At 57.5% G+C, this 20,864-nt stretch carries 23 protein-coding genes; 13 read left to right on the top strand and 10 right to left on the bottom strand.

What is annotated here, in order from left to right; genetic code table 11:
• Positions 1–21: 21 nt before the first annotated feature.
• On the bottom strand, positions 22–972 hold the full coding sequence (locus JNX03_RS13685) for a GlxA family transcriptional regulator (protein WP_203209576.1): 951 nt from the start codon (positions 970–972) through the stop codon (positions 22–24).
• Positions 973–1,044: 72 nt separating this feature from the next.
• On the opposite strand from JNX03_RS13685, the gene JNX03_RS13680 reads away from it, so the two are divergent.
• Genes JNX03_RS13680 through JNX03_RS13670 form a run of 3 tightly spaced genes read left to right on the top strand, consistent with a single transcriptional unit; the run spans position 1,045 to position 5,038 of the window.
• Positions 1,045–2,205, top strand: coding sequence for an acyl-CoA dehydrogenase family protein (locus JNX03_RS13680; RefSeq protein ID WP_203209575.1), 1,161 nt, complete (start codon positions 1,045–1,047; stop codon positions 2,203–2,205).
• A complete protein-coding gene (locus tag JNX03_RS13675) occupies positions 2,205–4,232 on the top strand; it encodes an acetate--CoA ligase family protein (protein WP_203209574.1) in 2,028 nt (675 codons plus the stop codon). Before JNX03_RS13680 ends, JNX03_RS13675 begins: the two co-directional genes overlap by 1 nt.
• 20 nt (positions 4,233–4,252) lie before the next feature.
• A complete protein-coding gene (locus JNX03_RS13670; RefSeq protein WP_203209573.1) occupies positions 4,253–5,038 on the top strand; it encodes a carnitinyl-CoA dehydratase in 786 nt (261 codons plus the stop codon).
• A 9-nt stretch (positions 5,039–5,047) separates the two neighbouring features.
• Here JNX03_RS13670 and JNX03_RS13665 read toward each other — a convergent pair whose 3' ends face one another.
• Together JNX03_RS13665 and JNX03_RS13660 are read right to left on the bottom strand one after the other, a co-directional pair.
• Entirely contained in the window at positions 5,048–6,532 is a 1,485-nt protein-coding gene (locus JNX03_RS13665; RefSeq protein WP_203209572.1) for a heme biosynthesis protein HemY, read from the bottom strand.
• 13 nt (positions 6,533–6,545) lie between these two features.
• Positions 6,546–7,490, bottom strand: a complete 945-nt coding sequence (locus JNX03_RS13660) for a COG4223 family protein (RefSeq protein WP_231024186.1) — start codon at positions 7,488–7,490, stop codon at positions 6,546–6,548.
• A gap of 4 nt (positions 7,491–7,494) precedes the next feature.
• On the opposite strand from JNX03_RS13660, the gene JNX03_RS13655 reads away from it, so the two are divergent.
• Entirely contained in the window at positions 7,495–7,944 is a 450-nt protein-coding gene (locus tag JNX03_RS13655; protein ID WP_203246359.1) for a hypothetical protein, read from the top strand.
• A 50-nt stretch (positions 7,945–7,994) separates the two neighbouring features.
• Here the strand turns inward: JNX03_RS13655 and JNX03_RS13650 are convergent, their stop codons facing one another.
• Positions 7,995–8,699 carry a uroporphyrinogen-III synthase gene (locus JNX03_RS13650; RefSeq protein ID WP_203240739.1) on the bottom strand — a complete coding sequence of 235 codons (705 nt, stop codon included), beginning with the start codon at positions 8,697–8,699 and terminating at the stop codon, positions 7,995–7,997.
• A gap of 73 nt (positions 8,700–8,772) precedes the next feature.
• Here JNX03_RS13650 and tsaD point away from each other — a divergent pair, with 73 nt between their 5' ends.
• The 5 genes from tsaD to JNX03_RS13625 all read left to right on the top strand — a co-directional run bounded on the left by tsaD (position 8,773) and on the right by JNX03_RS13625 (position 12,076).
• Positions 8,773–9,861 carry a tRNA (adenosine(37)-N6)-threonylcarbamoyltransferase complex transferase subunit TsaD gene (tsaD, locus tag JNX03_RS13645; protein WP_203209569.1) on the top strand — a complete coding sequence of 363 codons (1,089 nt, stop codon included), beginning with the start codon at positions 8,773–8,775 and terminating at the stop codon, positions 9,859–9,861.
• Complete coding sequence (locus JNX03_RS13640) at positions 9,858–10,811, top strand: NAD(P)H-dependent glycerol-3-phosphate dehydrogenase (protein WP_203209568.1); 954 nt, start codon at positions 9,858–9,860, stop codon at positions 10,809–10,811. The genes tsaD and JNX03_RS13640 overlap by 4 nt, the downstream gene beginning before the upstream one ends.
• 1 nt (position 10,812) lies before the next feature.
• Positions 10,813–11,085: a YciI family protein gene (locus JNX03_RS13635; RefSeq protein ID WP_203209567.1), complete on the top strand. Its 273-nt coding sequence runs from the start codon at positions 10,813–10,815 to the stop codon at positions 11,083–11,085.
• On the top strand, positions 11,085–11,504 hold the full coding sequence (locus JNX03_RS13630; protein WP_203209566.1) for an EVE domain-containing protein: 420 nt from the start codon (positions 11,085–11,087) through the stop codon (positions 11,502–11,504). Before JNX03_RS13635 ends, JNX03_RS13630 begins: the two co-directional genes overlap by 1 nt.
• Positions 11,505–11,683: 179 nt before the next feature.
• Positions 11,684–12,076 carry a DUF1761 domain-containing protein gene (locus tag JNX03_RS13625; RefSeq protein WP_203209565.1) on the top strand — a complete coding sequence of 131 codons (393 nt, stop codon included), beginning with the start codon at positions 11,684–11,686 and terminating at the stop codon, positions 12,074–12,076.
• Between the two features lie 219 nt (positions 12,077–12,295).
• Here the strand turns inward: JNX03_RS13625 and JNX03_RS13620 are convergent, their stop codons facing one another.
• The 4 genes from JNX03_RS13620 to JNX03_RS13605 form a co-directional block, all read right to left on the bottom strand.
• Positions 12,296–12,637: a DUF2853 family protein gene (locus JNX03_RS13620; protein WP_203209564.1), complete on the bottom strand. Its 342-nt coding sequence runs from the start codon at positions 12,635–12,637 to the stop codon at positions 12,296–12,298.
• Positions 12,638–12,786: 149 nt separating this feature from the next.
• Entirely contained in the window at positions 12,787–13,371 is a 585-nt protein-coding gene (locus JNX03_RS13615) for an extensin family protein (RefSeq protein WP_203209563.1), read from the bottom strand.
• A 211-nt stretch (positions 13,372–13,582) separates the two neighbouring features.
• The gene (gene ahcY / locus JNX03_RS13610; RefSeq protein WP_203209562.1) at positions 13,583–14,974 is read right to left on the bottom strand and encodes an adenosylhomocysteinase; all 1,392 of its coding nucleotides are present in this window, start codon (positions 14,972–14,974) and stop codon (positions 13,583–13,585) included.
• Positions 14,975–15,063: 89 nt separating this feature from the next.
• Complete coding sequence (locus tag JNX03_RS13605) at positions 15,064–15,363, bottom strand: S-adenosyl-L-homocysteine hydrolase (protein WP_203209561.1); 300 nt, start codon at positions 15,361–15,363, stop codon at positions 15,064–15,066.
• Between the two features lie 74 nt (positions 15,364–15,437).
• Here JNX03_RS13605 and JNX03_RS13600 point away from each other — a divergent pair, with 74 nt between their 5' ends.
• Positions 15,438–16,034 carry an HD domain-containing protein gene (locus JNX03_RS13600; protein ID WP_203209560.1) on the top strand — a complete coding sequence of 199 codons (597 nt, stop codon included), beginning with the start codon at positions 15,438–15,440 and terminating at the stop codon, positions 16,032–16,034.
• On the top strand, positions 16,031–16,516 hold the full coding sequence (locus tag JNX03_RS13595) for a GNAT family N-acetyltransferase (RefSeq protein WP_231024187.1): 486 nt from the start codon (positions 16,031–16,033) through the stop codon (positions 16,514–16,516). Before JNX03_RS13600 ends, JNX03_RS13595 begins: the two co-directional genes overlap by 4 nt.
• 10 nt (positions 16,517–16,526) lie before the next feature.
• Here the strand turns inward: JNX03_RS13595 and JNX03_RS13590 are convergent, their stop codons facing one another.
• On the bottom strand, positions 16,527–17,075 hold the full coding sequence (locus JNX03_RS13590) for an ActR/PrrA/RegA family redox response regulator transcription factor (protein ID WP_025047458.1): 549 nt from the start codon (positions 17,073–17,075) through the stop codon (positions 16,527–16,529).
• A gap of 73 nt (positions 17,076–17,148) precedes the next feature.
• Complete coding sequence (locus tag JNX03_RS13585; RefSeq protein ID WP_203209559.1) at positions 17,149–17,760, bottom strand: SCO family protein; 612 nt, start codon at positions 17,758–17,760, stop codon at positions 17,149–17,151.
• A 96-nt stretch (positions 17,761–17,856) separates the two neighbouring features.
• Between JNX03_RS13585 and regB the strand changes: the two genes are divergently transcribed.
• Both regB and JNX03_RS13575 read left to right on the top strand, forming a co-directional pair.
• Positions 17,857–19,236, top strand: a complete 1,380-nt coding sequence (regB, locus tag JNX03_RS13580; RefSeq protein ID WP_203209558.1) for a sensor histidine kinase RegB — start codon at positions 17,857–17,859, stop codon at positions 19,234–19,236.
• An 85-nt stretch (positions 19,237–19,321) separates the two neighbouring features.
• A complete protein-coding gene (locus JNX03_RS13575) occupies positions 19,322–20,836 on the top strand; it encodes a PAS-domain containing protein (RefSeq protein ID WP_203209557.1) in 1,515 nt (504 codons plus the stop codon).
• Positions 20,837–20,864: the final 28 nt, after the last annotated feature.

The following is a 20,864-nucleotide window of genomic DNA, read 5'->3' as shown; positions in this document are numbered from 1 at the left end:
AAAGACAGACGCGCAAAAACTCTATCTCTGTGCAATCTGGCGTGCCTCGCTTGGGGTTAAGCCAAATTCAGACCGGAACGCTCGCGCCATTGCGCTGGCATCCTGATAGCCGGACCGCACGGCAATTTCGGCCATAGGCAAACGGGTCGTTTGCGCCAAACGCCGCGCCAGTACCAGACGTTGCCGCCGGTAAACATGCTGCGGCGTAATGCCTGTTTCGTCTTTGAACGCAGCTTCTAGACGGCGCTGGGTACAAGAAAGCCGGCTTGAGATCCGTGAAATCGAAACCGGAGTTTCCAGATGCTGGTTCATGAAAGCAATCGCGGCGCGAACCAGTTTACTGCGCCCCAGAACCGGCTCTGCAGGCGTCGTCGTGGCATCGCGGGTCACGAACAACTGCTCCACCTCAAGGGCCAGCTTGGCACCGCCATCACGCAGAACCATATGCAAGGACAGATCAAAGGCCGCCATCGCGCCCGAACAGGTGATGCGTTTTCCGTCAATCACATAACGGTCCTGTTCAACGGACACCTTTGGGAATTGCTCTGCCAGGGCTGTGATCTCTTCGGGGTGAATCGTGGCGCGATACCCGTCCAGAAGCCCGGCCTCGGCCAGCAACCACGATCCGGTATCAAGGCCCGCAACCTGGTCAAATCTGCCTGCCGCGGCCCGCAGGCTTCTGATGACATCGGGCCGGCAAAGAGCACGAAAGCCGTAAGACGGAGCAACCATCAACACATCGCCGCGCATATCGCTCAGGGCCACTTCTGGAAGGATGCGCAGCCCGCTTGAACTCTCTACACCAGCGCCATCCGTGGTCACATAGCGCCAAGTGTAAAGCGCGCGCCCGCCCAGCGTATTTGCGGCCCGCAAGGGTTCAATCAGATTTGCAACGCAGTGGTTTGAAAACCCGTCGAACAACAATAGTCCGATATGCGTCGGTTCTGGATTTGATTTGTTCGAATCCTGCATAATCTTTACTAACTCTGCACATCGGATGCCTGCAATCCCCCTAAGCTATTCAAAACGCATTGGGGGACCACCATGGATTTCGGCCTGACAGAAGAACAAGAAATGATCGTCTCAACCGTCCGCAGTTTCGTGGAAAAAGAGATCTATCCCCATGAGGCCGAGGTAGAGCGCACAGGCCAGGTGCCGCATGAGCTGGGCGAGGCGATCAAACAGAAAGTCATCGACCTTGGATTTTACGCCTGCAACTTCCCCGAAGAGGTCGGCGGCGCGGGGCTGAGCCATGTGGATTTCACCCTTGTCGAGCGCGAGTTGGGTCGTGGTTCAATGGCCCTCACGCATTTCTTTGGGCGCCCCCAGAACATTCTGATGGCCTGTAATGACGATCAAAAGGAACGCTATCTGCTGCCTGCGGTGCGCGGCGAACGGATGGATGCACTTGCCATGACCGAGCCCGATGCGGGTTCGGATGTGCGGGGGATGAAATGTACCGCCGTGCGCGATGGCGGTGACTGGGTCGTAAACGGGTCCAAGCACTTCATCTCGGGTGCGGAACATGCGGATTTCTTCATCGTTTTTATCGCCACAGGTGTGGATGAAACCCCCAAAGGCCCGAAAAAACGGATCACCACCTTCCTCGTGGATCGCGGAACGCCGGGGTTCGAGGTGCGCGACGGGTACAATTCGGTCAGCCACAAAGGATACAAGAACTGTATCCTCTATTTCGACAATTGCCGCCTGCCCGACGCGCAGGTTCTGGGCGAGGTCGATGGTGGTTTCGCAGTCATGAACGAATGGCTTTATGCCACGCGGCTGACCGTTGCGGCCTTTTCCGTTGGGCGGGCGCGGCGCTGTTTTGACTACGCGCTGAACTATGCGGCGGAACGCAAGCAGTTCGGCCAACAGATCGGCAAGTTTCAGGGCGTGAGTTTTCAAATCGCGGATATGATCACCGAGATTGACGCCGCAGATTGGCTGACACTGTCAGCGGCTTGGCGGCTCGATAAAGGGCTTCCGGCCAATCGCGAAATCGCATCAGCCAAGGTTTACGCCTCCGAGGCCTTGGCGCGGGTCACGGATACCACCTTGCAGATCTTTGGCGGCATGGGGCTGATGGATGATTTCCCGATCGAACGGTTCTGGCGGGATGCACGGGTTGAACGCATTTGGGATGGCACATCAGAGATCCAGCGCCACATCATTTCGCGCGACTTGTTGCGCCCCTTGGGGGCTTGATGACCCGCAATCTGGATCGGCTTCTCAGGCCACGCAACATCACGGTGATCGGCGGCGGTGCATGGTGCCGTGCGGTGGTGGAGCAATGCCAAAAGATGGGGTTTGCGGGCGGTATTTGGCCGGTTCACCCAAAGGCGGAGACTGTCGGCGGCCTGCCCGCGTTTCCAAACCTGGACGCCCTGCCCGAACCACCTGACGCCTGCTTTGTCGGCGTGAACCGTGACGCGACGGTTGCCCTTGTTGGCCAGTTGTCACAGATGGGTGCTGGTGGCGCGGTGTGCTTTGCTTCCGGCTTTCTTGAGGCGCAGGCTGAGGATGCAGAGGGTGCAGATTTGCAGGCGTCATTGCTGCAGGCGGCTGGCGAAATGCCGATCCTTGGGCCAAATTGTTATGGCTTTGTGAATTATCTCGACGGCGCGTTGCTTTGGCCGGATCAGCATGGCGGCCAACGCTGTGACGGCGGCGTCGCCGTGATCACCCAAAGCTCAAACATCGCCATCAATCTGACTATGCAAGCCCGCGGTCTGCCACTTGCCTACGTCGTCACAGCGGGCAATCAGGCGCAATGCGGTATCGCAGATATCGGTCTGTCGCTGCTGGATGATCCGCGCGTTAGGGCGCTTGGCCTTCATATCGAAGGGTTTGGTGATCTGCGCGGGTTTGAAGCCCTCTCGGCACGGGCACGGGCACTGGGCAAACCGATTGTCGCGATAAAGGTGGGCCGCTCCGATCAAGCGCGTGCCGCCACGGTTTCCCACACCGCATCTCTGGCGGGAGAAGACGCAGGCGCCGCCGCCCTTCTGCGCAGGTTGGGCATTGCCCGCGTACCGGATTTGCCAACTTTTCTTGAAACTCTGAAGCTGCTGCATGTTGCCGGCCCATTGCCGCAAGGCACCATTGCGACGATCAGTTGTTCGGGCGGCGAGGCCAGCCTTGCCGCCGATACCGCCGTTCCTATGGCCATAGACTTTCCACCGCTCAATCCACGTCAGAAATCAGACCTGCGAGCGGCCCTTGGCCCTCGCGTGGCGTTGGCCAATCCGCTGGATTACCACACTTATATCTGGCGTGACGTGCCCGCGATGACCCGCTGTTTTGCTGCGATGTCCGACCCCGGAATCGCCATCACCATCCTGATTGTCGATTTCCCGCGTGCAGATCGCTGCGACCCCAAAGACTGGGATTGCGTGATCGCGGCCTGTATCGCCGCGCAGCAAGAAACCGGAGGCCAATATGGCATGGCCGCAACCCTGCCCGAGCTGATGCCCGAAGCTGTGGCAACACAATTGCTGGCGGCAGGTGTTGTGCCGTTTTCCGGATTGACCGAAGCACTTGCTGCTTGTGCCGCCAGTGTCATGCCATTCACTGCCGCGGACCCCGTTTTGTGCCCCGAACCCTGCGCAAACCCCCGACTGGTTTCCGAGGCCCACGCCAAGGGTGCCCTGGCCGCATTTGGCCTGCGCGTTCCCCGCTCTGCGCGCGCCTCTGGTCTGAATGACCTGTCCCAAGCCGCCCGCATTGTCGGCTTTCCCCAAGTGCTCAAGGGCGAAGGTATTGCCCATAAGACCGAAGCCGGCGCGGTTTGTCTCAACCTGCATGATGAAGCCGCAACACTGGCCGCTGCCAATGATATGCCCGCGACTGAATTTTTGATCGAAGAGATGATCACAGGCGCTCTGGCCGAGCTGTTGGTCGGCATTGTCCGCGACCCGGCGCATGGCTACCTCCTGACCATCGCAGCAGGTGGCGTCTTGACCGAGATCCTGAACGATTCCGTGTCTTTGCTCTTGCCTGCCCGACCGGACGAAATTGACGCCGCATTGGACCGCTTGAAAATCGCACCATTGCTGAACGGTTATCGTGGCAAACCACCTTGCGACCGCGCCGCGATATTGCGGGCAGTGATGGCTGTGCAAGACTATGCCCTTGCCCACACGGCGGGCTTGCAAGAGATTGAGATCAACCCATTGATTTGCACGCAGCACGATGCCATTGCCGCCGATGCGCTGCTGCGGCGCGACGCATAATCCAATTGAAAGGCCATCCAATGACCGACAGTCCCGTCAAGACCCACCGCGAAGGCGCAATTTTGCAAGTGACGCTCGACCGGCCCAAGGCCAATGCGATTGACCTGCAAACCTCGCGCCTGATGGGTGAGGTCTTTGCCGGTTTCCGCGATGATCCAGACCTGCGGGTGGCAATCATCACAGGCGGCGGGGAAAAATTCTTTTGCCCCGGATGGGATCTCAAAGCGGCTGCTGATGGTGACGCGGTGGATGGCGACTATGGCGTTGGCGGATTTGGCGGCATTCAGGAAATGCGCGACATGAACAAACCGATCATCGCCGCCGTAAACGGCATTGCCTGCGGGGGCGGGCTGGAACTGGCGCTGAGCGCCGATATGATCCTTGCCGCCGATCACGCCACTTTTGCCCTGCCCGAGATCAGGTCCGGCACCGTGGCTGACGCCGCCAGTGTGAAATTGCCCAAACGCATCCCCTATCACATCGCGATGGAACTGCTTTTGACCGGGCGCTGGTTTGACGTGACCGAGGCCAAGACGTGGGGTCTGATCAACGAGATTGTGCCCGGCGATCAACTGCTGGACCGTGCATGGAAGCTGGCACGCCTGCTTGCCTCCGGTCCGCCGCTGGTCTACGCCGCCATCAAGGAAATCGTGCGCGACGCCGAAGACAGCAAGTTTCAGGATACCATGAACCGGATCACCAAACGGCAATTGCCAACGGTTGACCGGCTTTACGCCTCTGAGGATCAAATGGAAGGCGCCCGCGCCTTTGCGGAGAAACGTGACCCGGTCTGGAAGGGGAAATAAGGCTCCCGGTTAAGACGTCTTTGCGTCACCTTCTGCCGTATCATCCACCAATTCGGCATCCTCAATCGCATCGGTGTCTTTGACAGGGCCGGGGCCATCTGCGCCCGAGTTGTCTTCAATCGCACCAACAATCAACGGCAGCATCTGAACACCCCCCGGCATCGCGACCTCGGACATTGGCGGGGTTTTCCATTCAAGGGTGTCAAAGCTCTTGCAGTTTTCGCAAATCGGATGCCATCCGGAATGGATATGGTGGCAGTTTTCGCAAATCCACTGCGGACCGCGTGACACGGTCAGTGCTCGCGCCAGCCAGCCCTTGACGATAGTGTCAGATGCGCCTTCGCCGCGCTCAATCGCCGCCATCAGGGTCACGGAACGTGCGGTTGGATCGCTTTCCACCAAATCACCCAAGGCACGCCGCGCCTGAGGGAAATCTTCGTTCGCAATGTGCAATTCGCTGAGCAACATCTTGGTTTCGGGATGATCCGGCTGGGATTTGACCAATGCGTTAAACCGCTTGATCCGTGCTTCAGGCTTTTCGTCCGGCTCAATCGCGGCAAAGGCAGCGGCAAGATCGGGATGGGGATGAACGCTCCAGGCTTTGGTCAGAACGCGGGTTGCATAGCGCGGCTTGCCCTGTTCCACATATCCATGCGCCGCCATCACGGCAGCAGGCACCAGATCGGGCGACATCTTATTGGCCACAATGGCCGCCTCCCGCGCCTCGATGCTCTTGCCCTCTGCAATGACATCCTTGGCCTCTGACAAGGCCAGAACCGCATCGCGCCGCTTGTGTACGTCACGCGGCAATTGTCCGTTCTTCAACTTGGCGCTGAGGGTCTGCCGTGCACCGGACCAGTCTTCTTTTTCCGCCTGCAGCTTCAAAAGAACATCACCGGTTTCCTCGTGCTTGGGCTTCAGCGCAAAGGCTTTCTCCGCCAGCTTCAATGCTGTTTCCGTATCACCATCAGCCAGTTTTTGTTTCATGATGCCGCGGACACCGACAAACCGGGTGGATTCGTCCTCAACCAGCTTGCGATAGGTCTCCTCCGCTTTACGCCGATCACCGGCCAATTCCGCCGCCTGCGCCGTCAACAAGTTGGTCAGCGCGGGTTTGTCGAGATACTTGTCGGCTTTCGCAGCCTTGGCCATCGCCACACGGCCCTCACCACTGGCCAGCGCCATCAGCCCTTCGGCCAATGCGTCATAACCTTTACGCTCCCGGTTGCGGTCAAAGTACCGCGACAGCGCGGTCTCGTCGCCGTTCAGGAAATGCCAGGTCGCGACCAAAAGCGATACGACTTTGATCAGCAGCCAAACTGCAATGATCAAGAGCCCCACGGCAATAACCGATTGCAGCGGTCCAAAGCTATACTCAGTACCCAGCACCGTCACCTGAACGCCGCCTTCGCTTTCCAAAAGGAAGCCAGCGCCCCATGCCAGTACCGCAACCGCCGCGACAAACAGGATAATCTTGATCAATGACCACAGCATAAATTCATGTACCTCAGTTTGCCGTCAGGCGTTGGGACAGGGTTTGGATCGCCTGTTTTGCATCATAGCGGGCGCGGGCGTCGGTTAACCAATCTTGCATCGCCGCCTTGGATGGATCGGGCAGAGTCTCAAGCTCACTCAGCGCGTCGCCAAGCCGTCCGTTGCGCACCGCGTCTTCGGCCCGTGATAGCACCGCGTCGGGGTCACTGCCTTCGCGCGGCGCCACAGACCGGGCACCCAATTGGCGGCGCAAGAACCCGCCAAAACCGTCTTCGCCGTCCTGAGCACCTGCCGCGCGGGCATCTGTCAATGCTGCGCGGGCCGCATCGGGGAAGCGTGTTTGCAAATTGACCAGCGTCACCACACCAGATTGAGACAGCGTATCAAGGGCTTCAGGCACATCTGCCAATCCGCCAGCCTTGAGCTGTGCCAGTGGTCCATCAAAAGGCGCACCGGAGTTGATCGCCGCGGTCACCTGCGCCAGCGCATTTTGCAGTGTCGCCTGCCGCGCCGCATCGGCGGTCGCCTCTTCTACGGATTTGGCGTTGTTGAGCAATGCTTCGATCTCGGCTTTCTGTGCCTCGACCGACGCTTGCAGGGCCGCCAGATCCCGCTCATAGGCGGCTATCGCGGTGTTCGACGCGCCCTCGTCGGTGGGTTGTTTCTCAACCGCGGTCAGGCGATCTTGCAAACCGGCAAGCTGGCCTTCGATTGCCGAGATCTGCGCGTTTATTTCATCAGTATTCGCAACAGGCGCTGCTGCAGGTTCAGCATTTTCCAGCGCTGCGATCCGGTTCGCTTGGGCGGCCAGTTGCGCTGTCACTGCGGAGGTATCGCCGCGCAAATTGAACAGGTCAAGCTGCGAGACCAAAAATCCTGCACCAAAGGCTACAGCGCCACCCAGAACCAGCGGCAGAAAAATGCTCTGGCGGTCTTGAGGTGCCGGTGTAGGCGGCAAGGGCTTGTCAGGGCTTGCAGGAGGCGGAGTGGTTAGCTTTGCCCCGCTGGTCTCGGATGACTTCGGTGCAGATTCCCCTGGCTTGGCTGTTGACGTGGACGGCTTGCTTGCGTCCGCTGGTTTTGCGGCTTCGGTATGTTTTGGTGCTTCCGGCGATTTTGCGGCTTCCGGTTTTTTCTGTTCTGCTGCCGCAACGGTTTTTTCCTTTACCGTAGCTTTGTCTGCTGTTGTCTCGGAAACCGTTTTTGCAGCCGTCGCTTTGGCCGTTGTTGCCTTGGATGCAGCAGCCTTTGGTTTGGCGCTTGAGGTCTTGGGCTTCGCCCGGACCGGCTTTGATACTTTGGGTGCGCGGGATGCGGTTTCCCTGCCTCCTGAACCGGCTTTCGCTGATGTGGAGGAGTTTCCTGTAACGGGTCTCTTCGCTTTAGCCACTCTGCAACCTTTCCGATTCTGACCGACAGATCAGTTTAACCACCCGATTGTATCCGGCAATCAAACCTGCCTTCAAGCTAAGCTGTAGGTGCGCAGCTGTTTTTCAATACATTGCACCATATCTTTGCCTGTTGGTGCCTTTGCAATGATCACATCCACAGGCGCCTTTTCGCCCAACGCGTCAACTACCGCTGCGCTGATTGCGACGATTTGGAGGTTCTGCACCGAACGGAACTCTGCGGCAAAATGCCCCGCGGTTCTCGGGGAGAAAAGCGGCAGCAAAACCCTTGTTTCACTGCAGAGCGCCGCTTGGGCGTCAGCGGTCAACGGCACAAGCGCCTGATCATAGACTTCAATCACTTCTGTCTCGATCCCGATTTGCGCCAAACGCGCCGCGATCTCGCCCCTGCGGTGTTTTCCGGCCAGATGGGTCAACGGACCGCTGGGCGCATCAACACTCAGCCGTGCAACCAGATCATCCGCGTCCCGCGCGGCGAAAGCAACGCGCCAGCCTTGGGCAGTTGCGGCCTCTGCGGTCTGCTCGCCCACGCAATAGGCCGTGCGCCCCTGCCCCGGCGGGCCAAATTGAACCGCATTGGCAGAGGTGAATATGACTGCGGCAGAAACATCTAGGTCCACCGCGGCTTGGGTCGGAACAATCTCTAACAAAGGCGAAAGCACAACATCCACCTTGGTCAAAAGCGTGGGATCAAGCCGTGCGAGGAACTTTTCCGCGCTTCGCTTGGGCCGTGTGATCAACAAAATCGGCTTGGTCATTGAATGTCTCGGCATTGTTTGCCCCTCTCTGCGGTGTTACCTGCGAGGGACGCCCCATGCAACGGATAGCGCCATGACAAAGACCATGACCATTCTCGGCATTGAAAGCAGCTGCGATGACACCGCAGCGGCATTGGTGCGTGTCAGCGACAAGGGTGCAGAAGTTCTGTCATCGGTCGTGGCCGGACAAACGGAACTGCATGCGGCCTTTGGCGGCGTGGTACCAGAGATCGCGGCCCGCGCCCATGCGGAAAAGCTGGATTTTTGTGTTGAACAGGCTCTAATAAAAGCAAAGTTGGACCTATCCGGCATTGATGCCATTGGGGTGACCTCTGGTCCGGGGCTGATTGGCGGGGTTGTTTCTGGCGTTATGTGCGCCAAGGGATTGTCCGCAGCGACGGGCAAGCCGCTTTATGGTGTGAACCACCTCGCCGGCCATGCGCTGACTCCGCGGATGACAGACAATGTGCCTTACCCCTACCTGATGCTTTTGGTTTCGGGGGGCCATTGCCAGTTCTTGATGGTTTCTGGCCCTGACTGCTACAAACGTATTGGCGGTACAATCGACGATGCGCCGGGGGAAGCTTTTGACAAGGTTGCGCGTTTGATCGCCCTGCCCCAACCCGGCGGACCGTCCATCGAACAGGCGGCAATGGCCGGTGATCCAAAGCGTTTTGCCTTTCCCCGCCCCCTTCTTGATCGTCCGGGCAGCGATATGTCGTTTTCCGGGCTCAAAACCGCTGTGTTGCGGCAAAGGGATGCATTGGTGTCCGCGCAAGGCGGTTTGACCAAACAGGATCAATCTGACCTCGCCGCCGGATTTCAGGCTGCTGTTGTGGATGTACTCGCAGAAAAGACGCGCCGTGCCTTTGATCATTATCCAGACGGTGTTGATCGCAGTCTATGTGTCGCGGGCGGCGTTGCGTCAAATTCCGCCATACGCGAGGCGTTAGAGACTGTTTCAGATCAATACAAGGCCAACTTTATTGCGCCGCCGCTTGCCCTTTGCACCGACAATGCCGCGATGATCGCCTATGCCGCTGCCGAACAGGCACAACAGCGGCCCGCGGATGATCTGACCCTTTCTGCACGGCCCCGCTGGCCGTTGGACCAAACCGCCCCGTCCATGCTTGGATCGGGAAAGAAGGGAGCTAAAGCATGAGCATTGCGGTCCTAGGTGCCGGAGCTTTTGGCACAGCTTTGGCAATATCGCTGGCTGGATCAGGCCCAGTCACCCTTTGGGCAAGAGATCTGCGTGATATGGCGGCACGGCGCGAAAACACGGCACGATTGCCGGGCTGTCCTTTCCCCGAGAACCTGACACTCACTGACAACTTGAATGACATCGAGCGCGCAGACATCATTCTGCTGGCTGTTCCGATGCAAAAACTGCGCCAAATGCTGTCTGCGAACGCCAATATTCTGTCAGGAAAACACCTGTTGGCTTGCTGCAAAGGTATTGAACTGACCACGGGTGTAGGGCCGGTTTCTGTGATCCGTCAGGAGGTGCCAGATGCAATTGCAGCCATCCTGACCGGCCCTAGCTTTGCCGCCGATATCGCACGTGGCCTGCCGACCGCACTCACCCTTGCTTGCGCCGATGACAAAGCGGGCAAGTATCTGCAACAGACCCTAACAACGGCAAACATACGCCTTTACCGCACCACTGACACCATTGGAGCGGAGCTGGGTGGGGCTTTGAAGAACGTCATCGCGATTGCCTGCGGGGCCGCGATGGGTGCGGGATTGGGTGAAAGTGCGCGCGCCGCGTTGATGACCCGCGGCTATGCGGAAATGCAGCGGCTTGCCCGTCATTTGAACGCCAAACCAAGCACGCTGTCCGGCTTGTCCGGATTTGGTGATCTGACTCTGACCTGTACCTCTGATCAATCGCGAAATTACCGGCTTGGACTTGCGTTGGGATGCGGTGAAACTTTTGACCCCACAACCACAGTTGAAGGCGCCGCAACGGCCCGCGCTGTTAATGAATTGAGCCGGTCCGCCGATCTGGAAATGCCAATCACCGCCGCCGTTGCAGCCGTGCTGGATGGCAGACAAGATGTACCGGATGCGATGAAATCACTTTTGGCCCGACCACTTAAGGAAGAATGATATGCTTGTTGCCCTGATGGCCCATGACAAACCTGGCGCCCTGGAGATCCGCAAGGAAAACCGGCCAGCGCATTTGGACTACCTCAAATCAACTGATCTGGTTGCGCAGGCCGGTCCGCTTTTGGATGCAGATGGTGGGATGATCGGATCTTTGATCATTCTGGATGTGCCAGATTTGGCGGCCGCCCAAAGCTGGGCAGAGAATGACCCATATGCCAAGGCCGGTTTGTTCCAGTCCGTGACCCTGACCCATTGGAACAGGGTGATCGGCTGATGGCGTATTGGCTTTTCAAATCGGAACCCAACACATGGGGCTGGGATGATCAGGTGGCCAAGGGCGCGGCGGGCGAAGAATGGGATGGCGTGCGTAACTATCAGGCCCGCAACTTCATGCGCGAAATGAAACTCGGCGACCGGGGGTTCTTTTATCATTCGATGAAGGAAAAATCAGTGGTCGGGATCGTCGAGGTTTGCGCCGAATCCCACCCCGACAGCACGACCGACGATGACCGTTGGGAATGCGTGGATATCAAGGCCATCCGCGCCTTTGAGGTGCCTGTGACGTTGGATCAAATCAAAACGGATCCGCGACTTGCAGAGATGGTGTTGGTCAAAAACTCCCGCTTGTCTGTGCAGCCCGTGACCGAAAAAGAATGGCAGGTGATCTGTGATTTGGGGAAAACCGAGCCTTGAACTATGGAAAACATGGCAGCGCCCTTTCGGTCATTTCAATCTCCCTGACCATTGGTCTGTCATCACTGGGGACAATGGTCAGAGCAAATACAGGCCACCCTCCGATATCGCAGACTTCTCCAATTATCTGGCAATTTTCCGCCTTGGCTGCGTAGAATGCCTAAAACTGGAGGGACGAAATGGATTTTCTAGCAGTGATTATTGCCGCGGCAGCGGGGTTTGCCTTTGGGGCGGTCTGGTACAGCGTGCTTTCAAAGCCCTGGATGGATGCCGTGGGTCTCAAGCTTGGTGCGGATGGCAAGCCTGAGGGATACTCCAAGACGCCCTTTATCCTTGCCGGGATCGCCATGGTCCTTGTGGCGGGGATGATGCGACATACGTTTTCCCTCTCGGGAATTGATACAATGGGCAAGGGGTTGCTGTCCGGCCTGGGCATCGGCCTGTTTTTCATCAGCCCATGGATCATGATCAACAATGGCTATGCCGGCCGCCCGTTTCGCCTGACCTTGATCGACAGCGGCTATGCCACGTTCGGCTGCGCGGTCATTGGTTTGGTGCTGATGCTGTTCTGAAACGGAAAAAGGGTTCCGGCACAGATGCCAGAACCCTTCTCACCCCGTGCGCTCCCATAACCCCGCACACGTATCGAAATCTGTTCTGGCCTTACTGGCCTTTGAGTTTCATAGCATTTGCGCGGCGTCGGGCCAAGAAAATGATGTTTCAAACACAGATCGAAAAAAGAACGCCCGCTTAACCAAAAGCGGGCGTCAGAATGAAAGATCGGGACCGGCTTAGCCGTAAACGGCCTCTTTGCCAAAATGCTTGGTCAGCATGTAATAGATCACGGCGCGGTATTTGTTCCGCTCGGATTTGCCATATGTTTCGATCGCCTTGTTGATACCCGCCATCAATTCAGGGCTGTCGGACATGCCCAGTTTTTTGATGAGAAAGTTGTTTTTGACCAACTCCAGCTCACTTTCCTGACTGGCCGCAACGGTTTGTGCATCCGCGTTATAGATCGACGGACCGCAACCGATTGTCACCTTGGTCAGCAGGTCCATGTCTGGCGTCATGCCACATTTGTTCTTCAGATCGTCCGCATATTTTGCGATCCATTCGTCACGCTTGCCCATACAGAATTCTCCCACCTTAAATTGAATTGACTGATCAGAATGCCTGATCTCGGGCAGAGACTAATCCGTAATCCCAAACCGACAAAGGGGAAATTTCTGGCGTTGTCGTCGCATATGCGCCGGTGCTTCGCGGCTGATCGCCCTCGTCTTTATCGGCAAAGGCCCCAACCGGTGTGCTGCAAATGGAAGTGATCTGAATGCAGGGCGTTGTAATCCGGGCCAAGCGTCAGGCGAAACCAATCGCATGCGCCATCCCGCACCGCCCGCAGAAATCCGCCCCGTTCACCACCGTCCTGCCAATGATCCTGCAACAGGATCCTTTGACCCTCCGCCATGACAAAGCCCTGAATGTCCACCGCGTCAGCCGTTGCATGGGTGCTCATCCGCCCGGTTGGGCCGCTGGCCGTGCGGATTTCACGGCAGTTGTAGCTTGATAGATGAAGGATCTCGCGCACAGGCTGGTTCAGAATGTCCTGTGCCTTTGGCGCGATGGAATGCTGATGCCACATTGCCAAACGCAGAGCTGTTTGGCAGCGAGTGTAGAGAGGGCGTATCCTGGCACCACCCACGGAGGTCAGGCGCACCTGCGGTTTGATGTGGCACTGTGCACTCTGTTCAAAATCAGGGAGATCCTGAAACGCGGCCCCGGTGCCCAGCGCCGCATGGCAGAGGCTGTCAGCGGATAGAGCCTGCCTCAGCTTCCAAGACGTCATGGGCGTGATGGGGTCGGTCACAGATAGCGGTTTGAGGGGGTTCCATTGTGGCGGAAGCGGTGATTGTGGATGGGCGATCAAGAACAAGGCCAGCGCAGAAAGCAGAATGCAGATCGAAAATACTGCTGACACAAACCGCACAGGCTTAACCCCAAATTACAATCACCCATCAGACATAGAAAGGCCGGGGCAATTGTCGACCCCGGCCTTTGTCACATTCTGTTGCGTTTGATCAGTAGCGGTAGTGCTCTGGCTTGAACGGGCCATCCGGGCTGACGCCGATGTAGGCAGCTTGCTCCGGATCCAGCTTGCTCAGCTTCACGCCGATCCGGTCAAGATGAAGGCGTGCGACCTTTTCGTCCAGATGCTTGGGCAGGATGTAAACGTCGTTCTTGTAGTTGTCGCCCTTGGTCCACAGCTCGATCTGCGCCAACACCTGATTGGTAAAAGAGGCAGACATGACAAAGGACGGGTGGCCCGTGGCGTTGCCAAGGTTCAGCAAACGCCCTTCGGACAGAAGGATCAACCGGTTGCCGTTTGGCATCTCGATCATGTCCACCTGTTCCTTGATGTTGGTCCATTTGTGGTTTTTCAGTGCGGCAACCTGAATTTCGTTGTCGAAGTGGCCAATGTTGCCGACAATCGCCATGTCCTTCATTTCGCGCATGTGCTCGATGCGGATCACGTCTTTGTTGCCGGTGGTGGTGATGAAGATATCTGCCGAACCGACGACATCTTCGAGCAGGACAACTTCAAAGCCGTCCATTGCCGCTTGCAACGCACAGATTGGATCAACTTCGGTGACTTTGACACGGGCGCCTGCGCCGCGCAGCGAGGCGGCTGAGCCTTTACCAACGTCGCCGTAGCCCATAACGACTGCGACTTTGCCCGCCATCATCGTGTCAGTGGCGCGGCGGATACCGTCGACCAGAGATTCCTTACAGCCATATTTGTTGTCGAACTTCGACTTGGTCACAGAATCGTTCACGTTGATCGCCGGGAAGGGCAATTGCCCGTCGCGGACCAGTTCATACAGGCGGTGAACACCTGTTGTGGTTTCTTCGGACACGCCAACAATCTGATCACGCATTTTGGTGAACCAACCGGGGCTGGCCGCCATGCGTTTCTTGATCTGGGCAAAGATCGCTTCTTCTTCTTCGGATTTCGGGATGGCGATCAGATCGTCTTCGCCATTCTCCACACGTGCCCCCAACAAGATGTACAACGTCGCATCGCCGCCATCATCCAAAATCAGGTTCGGTCCATCGGGGAACAGGAAGGAACGGTCCAGATAATCCCAATGCTCTACAAGTGTTTGACCCTTTATCGCAAAAACTGGCACGCCAGATTCAGCAATGGCAGCCGCGGCATGGTCCTGCGTGGAGAAGATATTGCAGGAGGCCCAGCGCACATCGGCGCCCAGCGCCACAAGCGTTTCAATCAAAACAGCGGTCTGGATGGTCATGTGCAACGATCCAACGATGCGCGACCCCTTCAGAGGTTTGCTTTCCCCGTATTCATCGCGCAGCGCCATCAGGCCGGGCATTTCGGTTTCTGCGATATCCAGTTCCTTACGCCCATAGGCGGCAAGGGTGATGTCTTTGACGATATAATCTTCGGCCATGTGGCACCTCATAACAAATTTGACCGCCGCCTATCATTTTTAGGCAGCGGTCTCAATGATTGTTCGTTTCAAATGGGCGGCAGCGGGGCTTAGTCAAGCGCAGCAATCAGTTCATCCTGATTTGCGCCGGCCATCCAATCTTCGCCCTGGGCCAGAACGCAGGCATTCCCGTCCGCCAGCGTTTTAATCAACGTCCATGTGCCGGTTTGCTCGGAAACCCACAATTGCTCCCGGTTTTCGCTTGGTTCTGAGACAGGCCTTTCGCCGTACCAATCGATCAGAGAGGCTTTCATCTCTCCCGATGGCATGCAGACGGTATCGGCCGCCGCGACGGGGGCGGACAGTCCAATTGCAATCAAAACAGCGGATATCGAAAAAACGGGTTTCATGGCTCTCTCCTTCGTGGGAATAACAGATGAAGCCAACAAATGGTTCCAATTGCAGATGAGATGAGGCCCGGTTCATGGCGCAACAACCCCGTGCATGGCAGCGGATGCTGTCCGGTCGCAGGCTTGATCTGCTGGACCCGACCCCGGTGGATATCGAGATTGAAGACATTGCGCATGGGCTGGCCTTTGTGGCCCGCTGGAACGGTCAGACCATGGGCGATTATGCCTACTCCGTCGCGGAACATTCGCTTTTGGTCGAAACGATCTTTGGCCGGATCAACCCCAAGGCGCCAGCCAAATGGCGGCTTGCCGCGCTTTTGCATGATGCGCCAGAATATGTGATCGGCGATATGATTTCTCCGGTTAAGGCAGCGGTTGGGCCCGGCTACGGCGCATTGGATGACCGATTGACGGCGGCAATTCATCTGCGGTTTGGCTTGCCTGCTGCGATTCCGGCCAGCGCCAAAAAACAAATCAAACGCGCCGATAAAATCAGTGCCTGGATGGAAGCAACCCAGATTGCGGGTTTTTCCGAAGCAGAGGCCAGCAAGTTTTTCGGGCGCCCCGACGCGGCGCTGATCGCGGATCTACGGATCATCCTGAGACCCCCCCTTGAAGTACGTACAGAATTTACCGCACGCCATGCACAGTTGTTGAGAGAGATGACTTGATAAATGTGCGTGTTGCGGCGCGGCTGGACGCACGTCCAATGGCGGATTTGCTGAACGAGATCATCCGCGAAGGGGGCACCACGGCCTTTACCAACGAAGTGACGCGCGACACTTTGCTCGGCTGGTTTGCCCAAGCCCCCGATCAATCCGTTTGGCATGTGGCAGAAAACGCCAAGGGCGCGTTACTTGGTTTTCAGTCGATTGAACCCAAGGCGAAACTGCCCGCAGCGGCCTGCGACATCGCGACCTTCGTTCAGGTCGGGCAAACCGGGCTTGGCATCGGGTCAAAACTGTTTGAAGCGACCCGCAAAGCGGCTGTTGCGCTGAATTATGAATGGATCAATGCGACCATCCGTGCCGACAACAGCGGCGGTCTTGCGTATTACCAAAGCCGCGGTTTCGAAGACTATGCACGCCACCCCAATGTATTGCTGGGCAACGGCATGTATGTCGACCGCATCAGCAAGCGGTACAATCTTTGACCGTCAAACCCTATCTCGGTGAACGCTTTGCCAAAATCCGCTGAAGTGTGCGGCGGTGCATGTTCAACCGCCGCGCTGTTTCGGACACATTGCGATCACACAGCTCGTACACGCGCTGAATATGTTCCCAACGCACGCGGTCCGCGCTCATTGGGTTGTCGGGCGGCGGCGGCATGTCCCCTTCAGGCACCAAAAGCGCATTGGTGATGTCATTGGCGTCCGCAGGTTTGGACAGATAATCCGTCGCGCCGATCTTGACCGCAGCAACAGCCGTGGCGATCGCACCGTACCCCGTCAGCACAACCACCCGACAATCTTCACGGCGTTCGCGCAGCACCTCCACCACGTCGAGGCCATTGCCATCTTCGAGCCGCAGATCAATCACCGCATAGGCTGGCGGACGCGCGGTTGCGATGGCCTTGCCGGCGGCAACACTGTCCGCGGTCTCAACTTCAAAGCCGCGTTTTTCCATTGCCTTGGCCAATCGGCGCAGAAACGGCTCATCATCATCCACAAGCAATAGTGACTTGTCCGCGCCGATATTTGGGGTGTCTTGCATCAGGTCACAGCCTCATCTGGAAATTTCCGTCTACCATTAACCATATGGCGCGACGCTAAGCCGCGTCAAACGCTCAGAGTTGATCGACAAAACACCCAATCTGGTCTGCCATCTGTTCGGGCGTGGTTTCGCGGCGGAAATACTCGACAAACCCTTCTTCAGGCATCACCAGATAACTAAAGGTCGAGTGGTCCACCAAATATTCGTCATCCACTGCCTCATGCGCCTTGTAGTAGGTGCGATAGGCCATGCTGGCCGCTTTGACCTGCTCGGCAGAGCCAGTGAGCCCGATCATACGCGGATGCATGACTTCGGCAAATTCACCAACCACCTCAGGTGTGTCGCGGGCAGGGTCAATGGAGATGAAAACCGGTGTCACCATCGTTCCGCGCTCTTCAAGGATCTCGATGGCGCTGGCGTTGCGGTCCACATCAAGCGGGCAAACATCGGGGCAGTAGGTATACCCGAAATAGATCAATGTTGGCTCTGTAATCACGTCTTTGTCGGTGACTGTCTGACCTTGGGCGTTGACCAACTCGAACGGGCCGCCCAACTCTCCGGCGACTGCAGCAGACCGGCATTGGGCAAATTTATCGTCGCTCTTGGTTCCCGAAGTAATAAAATAGGTGCCCAGCAAAAGCGCGGCGGCGGCTGCGGCGGCTGAAATAGCGATCGTGCGGTTCATAATTCTCTCCTACCAACGGTGGTCTTGATCGGACTCGGCGGCAGACCTACGCTACATTTTCGGCGATGTAACGGCCAATAAACATAAGGTGCGCAGATGACGCAGGCGAATATCAGACCCCTCACCGCGCGCACGCGGGCCAACTGGATCCGTCTGCGCACAATGATCCTGCTGCGCTGGGTTGCGATCACTGGCCAATTGATCGCCATCACCGTGGCCCAGCTGGTTTATGGGCTGCAACTGGAACTGGGGTTCTGCTACCTTGCCATCGGCGCATCGGTAATCGGGAATCTGGTCGCGACGCTGGTGTTTCCGGAAAACAAGCGCCTGTCCGAACGCGAAAACCTGTTGATGGTCATGTTCGATCTGTTGCAATTGGGATTCTTGCTGTTCCTGACCGGCGGTTTGAACAATCCTTTCTCTCTTTTGGTTTTGGGGCCAGTGACCATTTCGGCCACCGCGCTTAGCCTGCGATCCACCGTGGTGCTGTGTTCCACAGCCATTATTCTGGTCACTGGGCTGGCGGTCTTTCACCTTCCGCTCACCAGCCAAAACGGGGACATCCTGCGCCTTCCGGGCCTGTTCATTTTTGGTCAATGGACCGCCTTGATCATCGCCATTGTGTTTACCAGCGCCTATTCGCGGCGCGTCACGACCGAGGTTCACTCGATGGGGGATGCCCTTTCGGCCACGCAAATGGCCCTGGCACGGGAACAAAAGCTGACCGATCTGGGCGGCGTCATCGCCGCCGCCGCGCATGAGCTTGGCACACCGCTTGCGACGATCAAACTCACCAGTGTCGAATTGATGAATGACCTGGCTGACCATCCTGACCTTGCCGATGACGCAGCCCTGATCCGCGATCAGGCAGACAGATGCCGCGACATTCTGCGCGATATGGGAAGTGCGGGAAAAGATGATTTGCACCTGCACAAAGCGCCACTTGAGACGGTGGTTCTGGAGGCGGCAGAGCCGCATATGAACCGGGGCAAGGAGGTGTTGATAGATCAGGCCTTCACTGCCGCCCAGCGCAAAAGCCAGCCCTTGATCCTGCGCAAACCCGAGATTGTACACGGGCTGCGCAATCTTGTGCAAAACGCCGTTGATTTCGCAAGCGAACGGGTGTGGGTCAGCGCCGATTGGACCGATGAAACCGTCACCGTGCGCATTATTGACGACGGTCCGGGCTTTCCACCGTATCTTCTGGGCCGGATTGGCGATCCGTTCATGCGCCGCCGTTCACCCGAAAAGAACAAATCCGCAAGACCGGAATACGAAGGCATGGGGCTGGGCCTTTTCATCGCAAAAACCTTGCTGGAGCGGTCAGGTGCGACGCTGCGGTTTGCGAATGGCAGTGACGACCGCAAAGCGGGGGATCGCACTGGCGCCGTGGTCGAGGTGACATGGCCGCGCCGGACCCTCAACACCCGCGACCATGAGCAGCCATTGGGGCAAAACCCTCTAATCACTTCATAAATTAAGGCGCACCCAGAGCCATTAATGGTTTGTTAACTATTTCAACCCACTTTCCATGCTTTGTTAATCTCTGCGGAGGTGTGGCTTGTTTCTGGAACTCTTTGAGATTGTTGTCATTGTCCTGACGGCCATTGTGGCCGCTGGCTTGGCGCAAAGTTATCTGTCCCGGTCCCATGTCACCGCCACCACACCGATTGAACCGATGGCGCTGCTGTTCACCGATGGCGTCCTGCAACATGGCACCGACAGCGCCCTGCGGCATTTCGCAGTCGAGCCGGGTCTGCACGCATGGCAGGATATCCGCGACACATTGATCCCGACATTTCCTGATTTTCCCCCGGTGCCCGGCTCAGGCCCGCAAGGCAGCGTTGTGTTGCAGCCCCAAGGGCAGGCAGCGCCGCCGCATAACATTGAATTGCGTTGGCGTGACGCCCTGTGTTGGGTCACGCTGACCCCCGTTGAAGAGCCGTCCACCACCACCCCGATCACACCTGCCATCGCGCAGGAGATGAACGCGCTTCGGCTTAGCAGCGATACAATGATCAACCCGGTTTGGCATCTGAACGCTGAGGGTGCGGTCTGTTGGTCAAACCCCGCCTACACCGTTCTGCATGAGCTTGCACGGGGGCCAGATGCCGATCCTGAAACACCGCTTTTTCCGATCACGTCCGGCGATGGACCGCGCCGTGTGACCCTGCGCCTTGATCCTCTTGATTTGCCCGATTGGTACGAGGTGACATCCATCCAGATGGGCAGCATCACTGTGTGCCACGCCAACTGCATCAACGCATTGGTTGAGGCCGAACAAGCCCAGCGCGACTTTGTCCAGAGCCTCGCCAAGACCTTTGCGCATTTGTCGGTGGGTTTGGCCATATTTGATCGGCGCGGACAGTTGGTTCTGTTCAATCCGGCGCTCGTGGACCTGACACATCTGACGCCAAAATTTCTCAGCAGCCGCCCGCAGATATTGTCCTTTTTTGACCAGTTGCGCGAAGACCGCATAATGCCGGAACCCAAGAATTATGCCTCCTGGCGGCAGGCCATCACTGATTTGATCGCGGCTGCGTCCGACACCTCCTATGAGGAAACCTGGAACCTCGAAGACGGGCGCACCTTTAGCGTGGAAGGAAGGCCGCACCCGGACGGCGCCACCGCTTTCCTGTTTGAAGATATCAGCGCCGAAGTATCCTTGACCCGCAGTTTTCGGAGCGAGCTTGAGCTGGGACAATCCCTGATTGATGTGGTCGAGGATGGCTTGGTTGTGTTTTCGGCCAGCGGCGCATTGACCTGTTGCAATCTGGCCTATCGGGATTTGTGGGGCCACGACCCCGGTACCGGCTTTGTCGAAACCACGATTGGCGATTGCATTGATCTGTGGTCCCGGCTTTGCCAGCCCAGCGCCCTTTGGCCGGAAATTGCAAAATGCATCTCTGAACGCGGCACCGGAACCCCTTGGGATATGACACTGTACCTCAAGAACGGCGACGCGTTGACCTGCGAAGTACGGGGGATTGCCTCGGGTTCTACCTTGGTTCGATTTCGCAATCGAAGCGCTGCAAATGACCCCGCCGCATCGCGCCGCGATGAGCTGGAAAAATAGCTGACCAAGCGCCGCTTTGATCTTGCAG

The organism is Sulfitobacter mediterraneus, assembly GCF_016801775.1.
Taxonomy (GTDB): domain Bacteria; phylum Pseudomonadota; class Alphaproteobacteria; order Rhodobacterales; family Rhodobacteraceae; genus Sulfitobacter; species Sulfitobacter mediterraneus_A.
Note: the sequence above shows the minus strand (reverse complement) of the source record. Positions and strands in the feature narration are given on the sequence as shown.

Bases quoted from the DNA above. Each gene is read 5' to 3' on its own strand.
- JNX03_RS13685 (WP_203209576.1), bottom strand. From the start codon at position 972: ATGCAGGATTCGAACAAATCAAATCCAGAACCGACGCATATCGGACTA.
- JNX03_RS13680 (WP_203209575.1), top strand. From the start codon at position 1,045: ATGGATTTCGGCCTGACAGAAGAACAAGAAATGATCGTCTCAACCGTC.
- JNX03_RS13675 (WP_203209574.1), top strand. From the start codon at position 2,205: ATGACCCGCAATCTGGATCGGCTTCTCAGGCCACGCAACATCACGGTG.
- JNX03_RS13670 (WP_203209573.1), top strand. From the start codon at position 4,253: ATGACCGACAGTCCCGTCAAGACCCACCGCGAAGGCGCAATTTTGCAA.
- JNX03_RS13665 (WP_203209572.1), bottom strand. From the start codon at position 6,532: ATGCTGTGGTCATTGATCAAGATTATCCTGTTTGTCGCGGCGGTTGCG.
- JNX03_RS13650 (WP_203240739.1), bottom strand. From the start codon at position 8,699: ATGACCAAGCCGATTTTGTTGATCACACGGCCCAAGCGAAGCGCGGAA.
- tsaD (WP_203209569.1), top strand. From the start codon at position 8,773: ATGACAAAGACCATGACCATTCTCGGCATTGAAAGCAGCTGCGATGAC.
- JNX03_RS13640 (WP_203209568.1), top strand. From the start codon at position 9,858: ATGAGCATTGCGGTCCTAGGTGCCGGAGCTTTTGGCACAGCTTTGGCA.
- JNX03_RS13635 (WP_203209567.1), top strand. From the start codon at position 10,813: ATGCTTGTTGCCCTGATGGCCCATGACAAACCTGGCGCCCTGGAGATC.
- JNX03_RS13630 (WP_203209566.1), top strand. From the start codon at position 11,085: ATGGCGTATTGGCTTTTCAAATCGGAACCCAACACATGGGGCTGGGAT.
- JNX03_RS13625 (WP_203209565.1), top strand. From the start codon at position 11,684: ATGGATTTTCTAGCAGTGATTATTGCCGCGGCAGCGGGGTTTGCCTTT.
- JNX03_RS13620 (WP_203209564.1), bottom strand. From the start codon at position 12,637: ATGGGCAAGCGTGACGAATGGATCGCAAAATATGCGGACGATCTGAAG.
- ahcY (WP_203209562.1), bottom strand. From the start codon at position 14,974: ATGGCCGAAGATTATATCGTCAAAGACATCACCCTTGCCGCCTATGGG.
- JNX03_RS13605 (WP_203209561.1), bottom strand. From the start codon at position 15,363: ATGAAACCCGTTTTTTCGATATCCGCTGTTTTGATTGCAATTGGACTG.
- JNX03_RS13600 (WP_203209560.1), top strand. From the start codon at position 15,438: ATGGCGCAACAACCCCGTGCATGGCAGCGGATGCTGTCCGGTCGCAGG.
- JNX03_RS13590 (WP_025047458.1), bottom strand. From the start codon at position 17,075: ATGCAAGACACCCCAAATATCGGCGCGGACAAGTCACTATTGCTTGTG.
- JNX03_RS13585 (WP_203209559.1), bottom strand. From the start codon at position 17,760: ATGAACCGCACGATCGCTATTTCAGCCGCCGCAGCCGCCGCCGCGCTT.
- regB (WP_203209558.1), top strand. From the start codon at position 17,857: ATGACGCAGGCGAATATCAGACCCCTCACCGCGCGCACGCGGGCCAAC.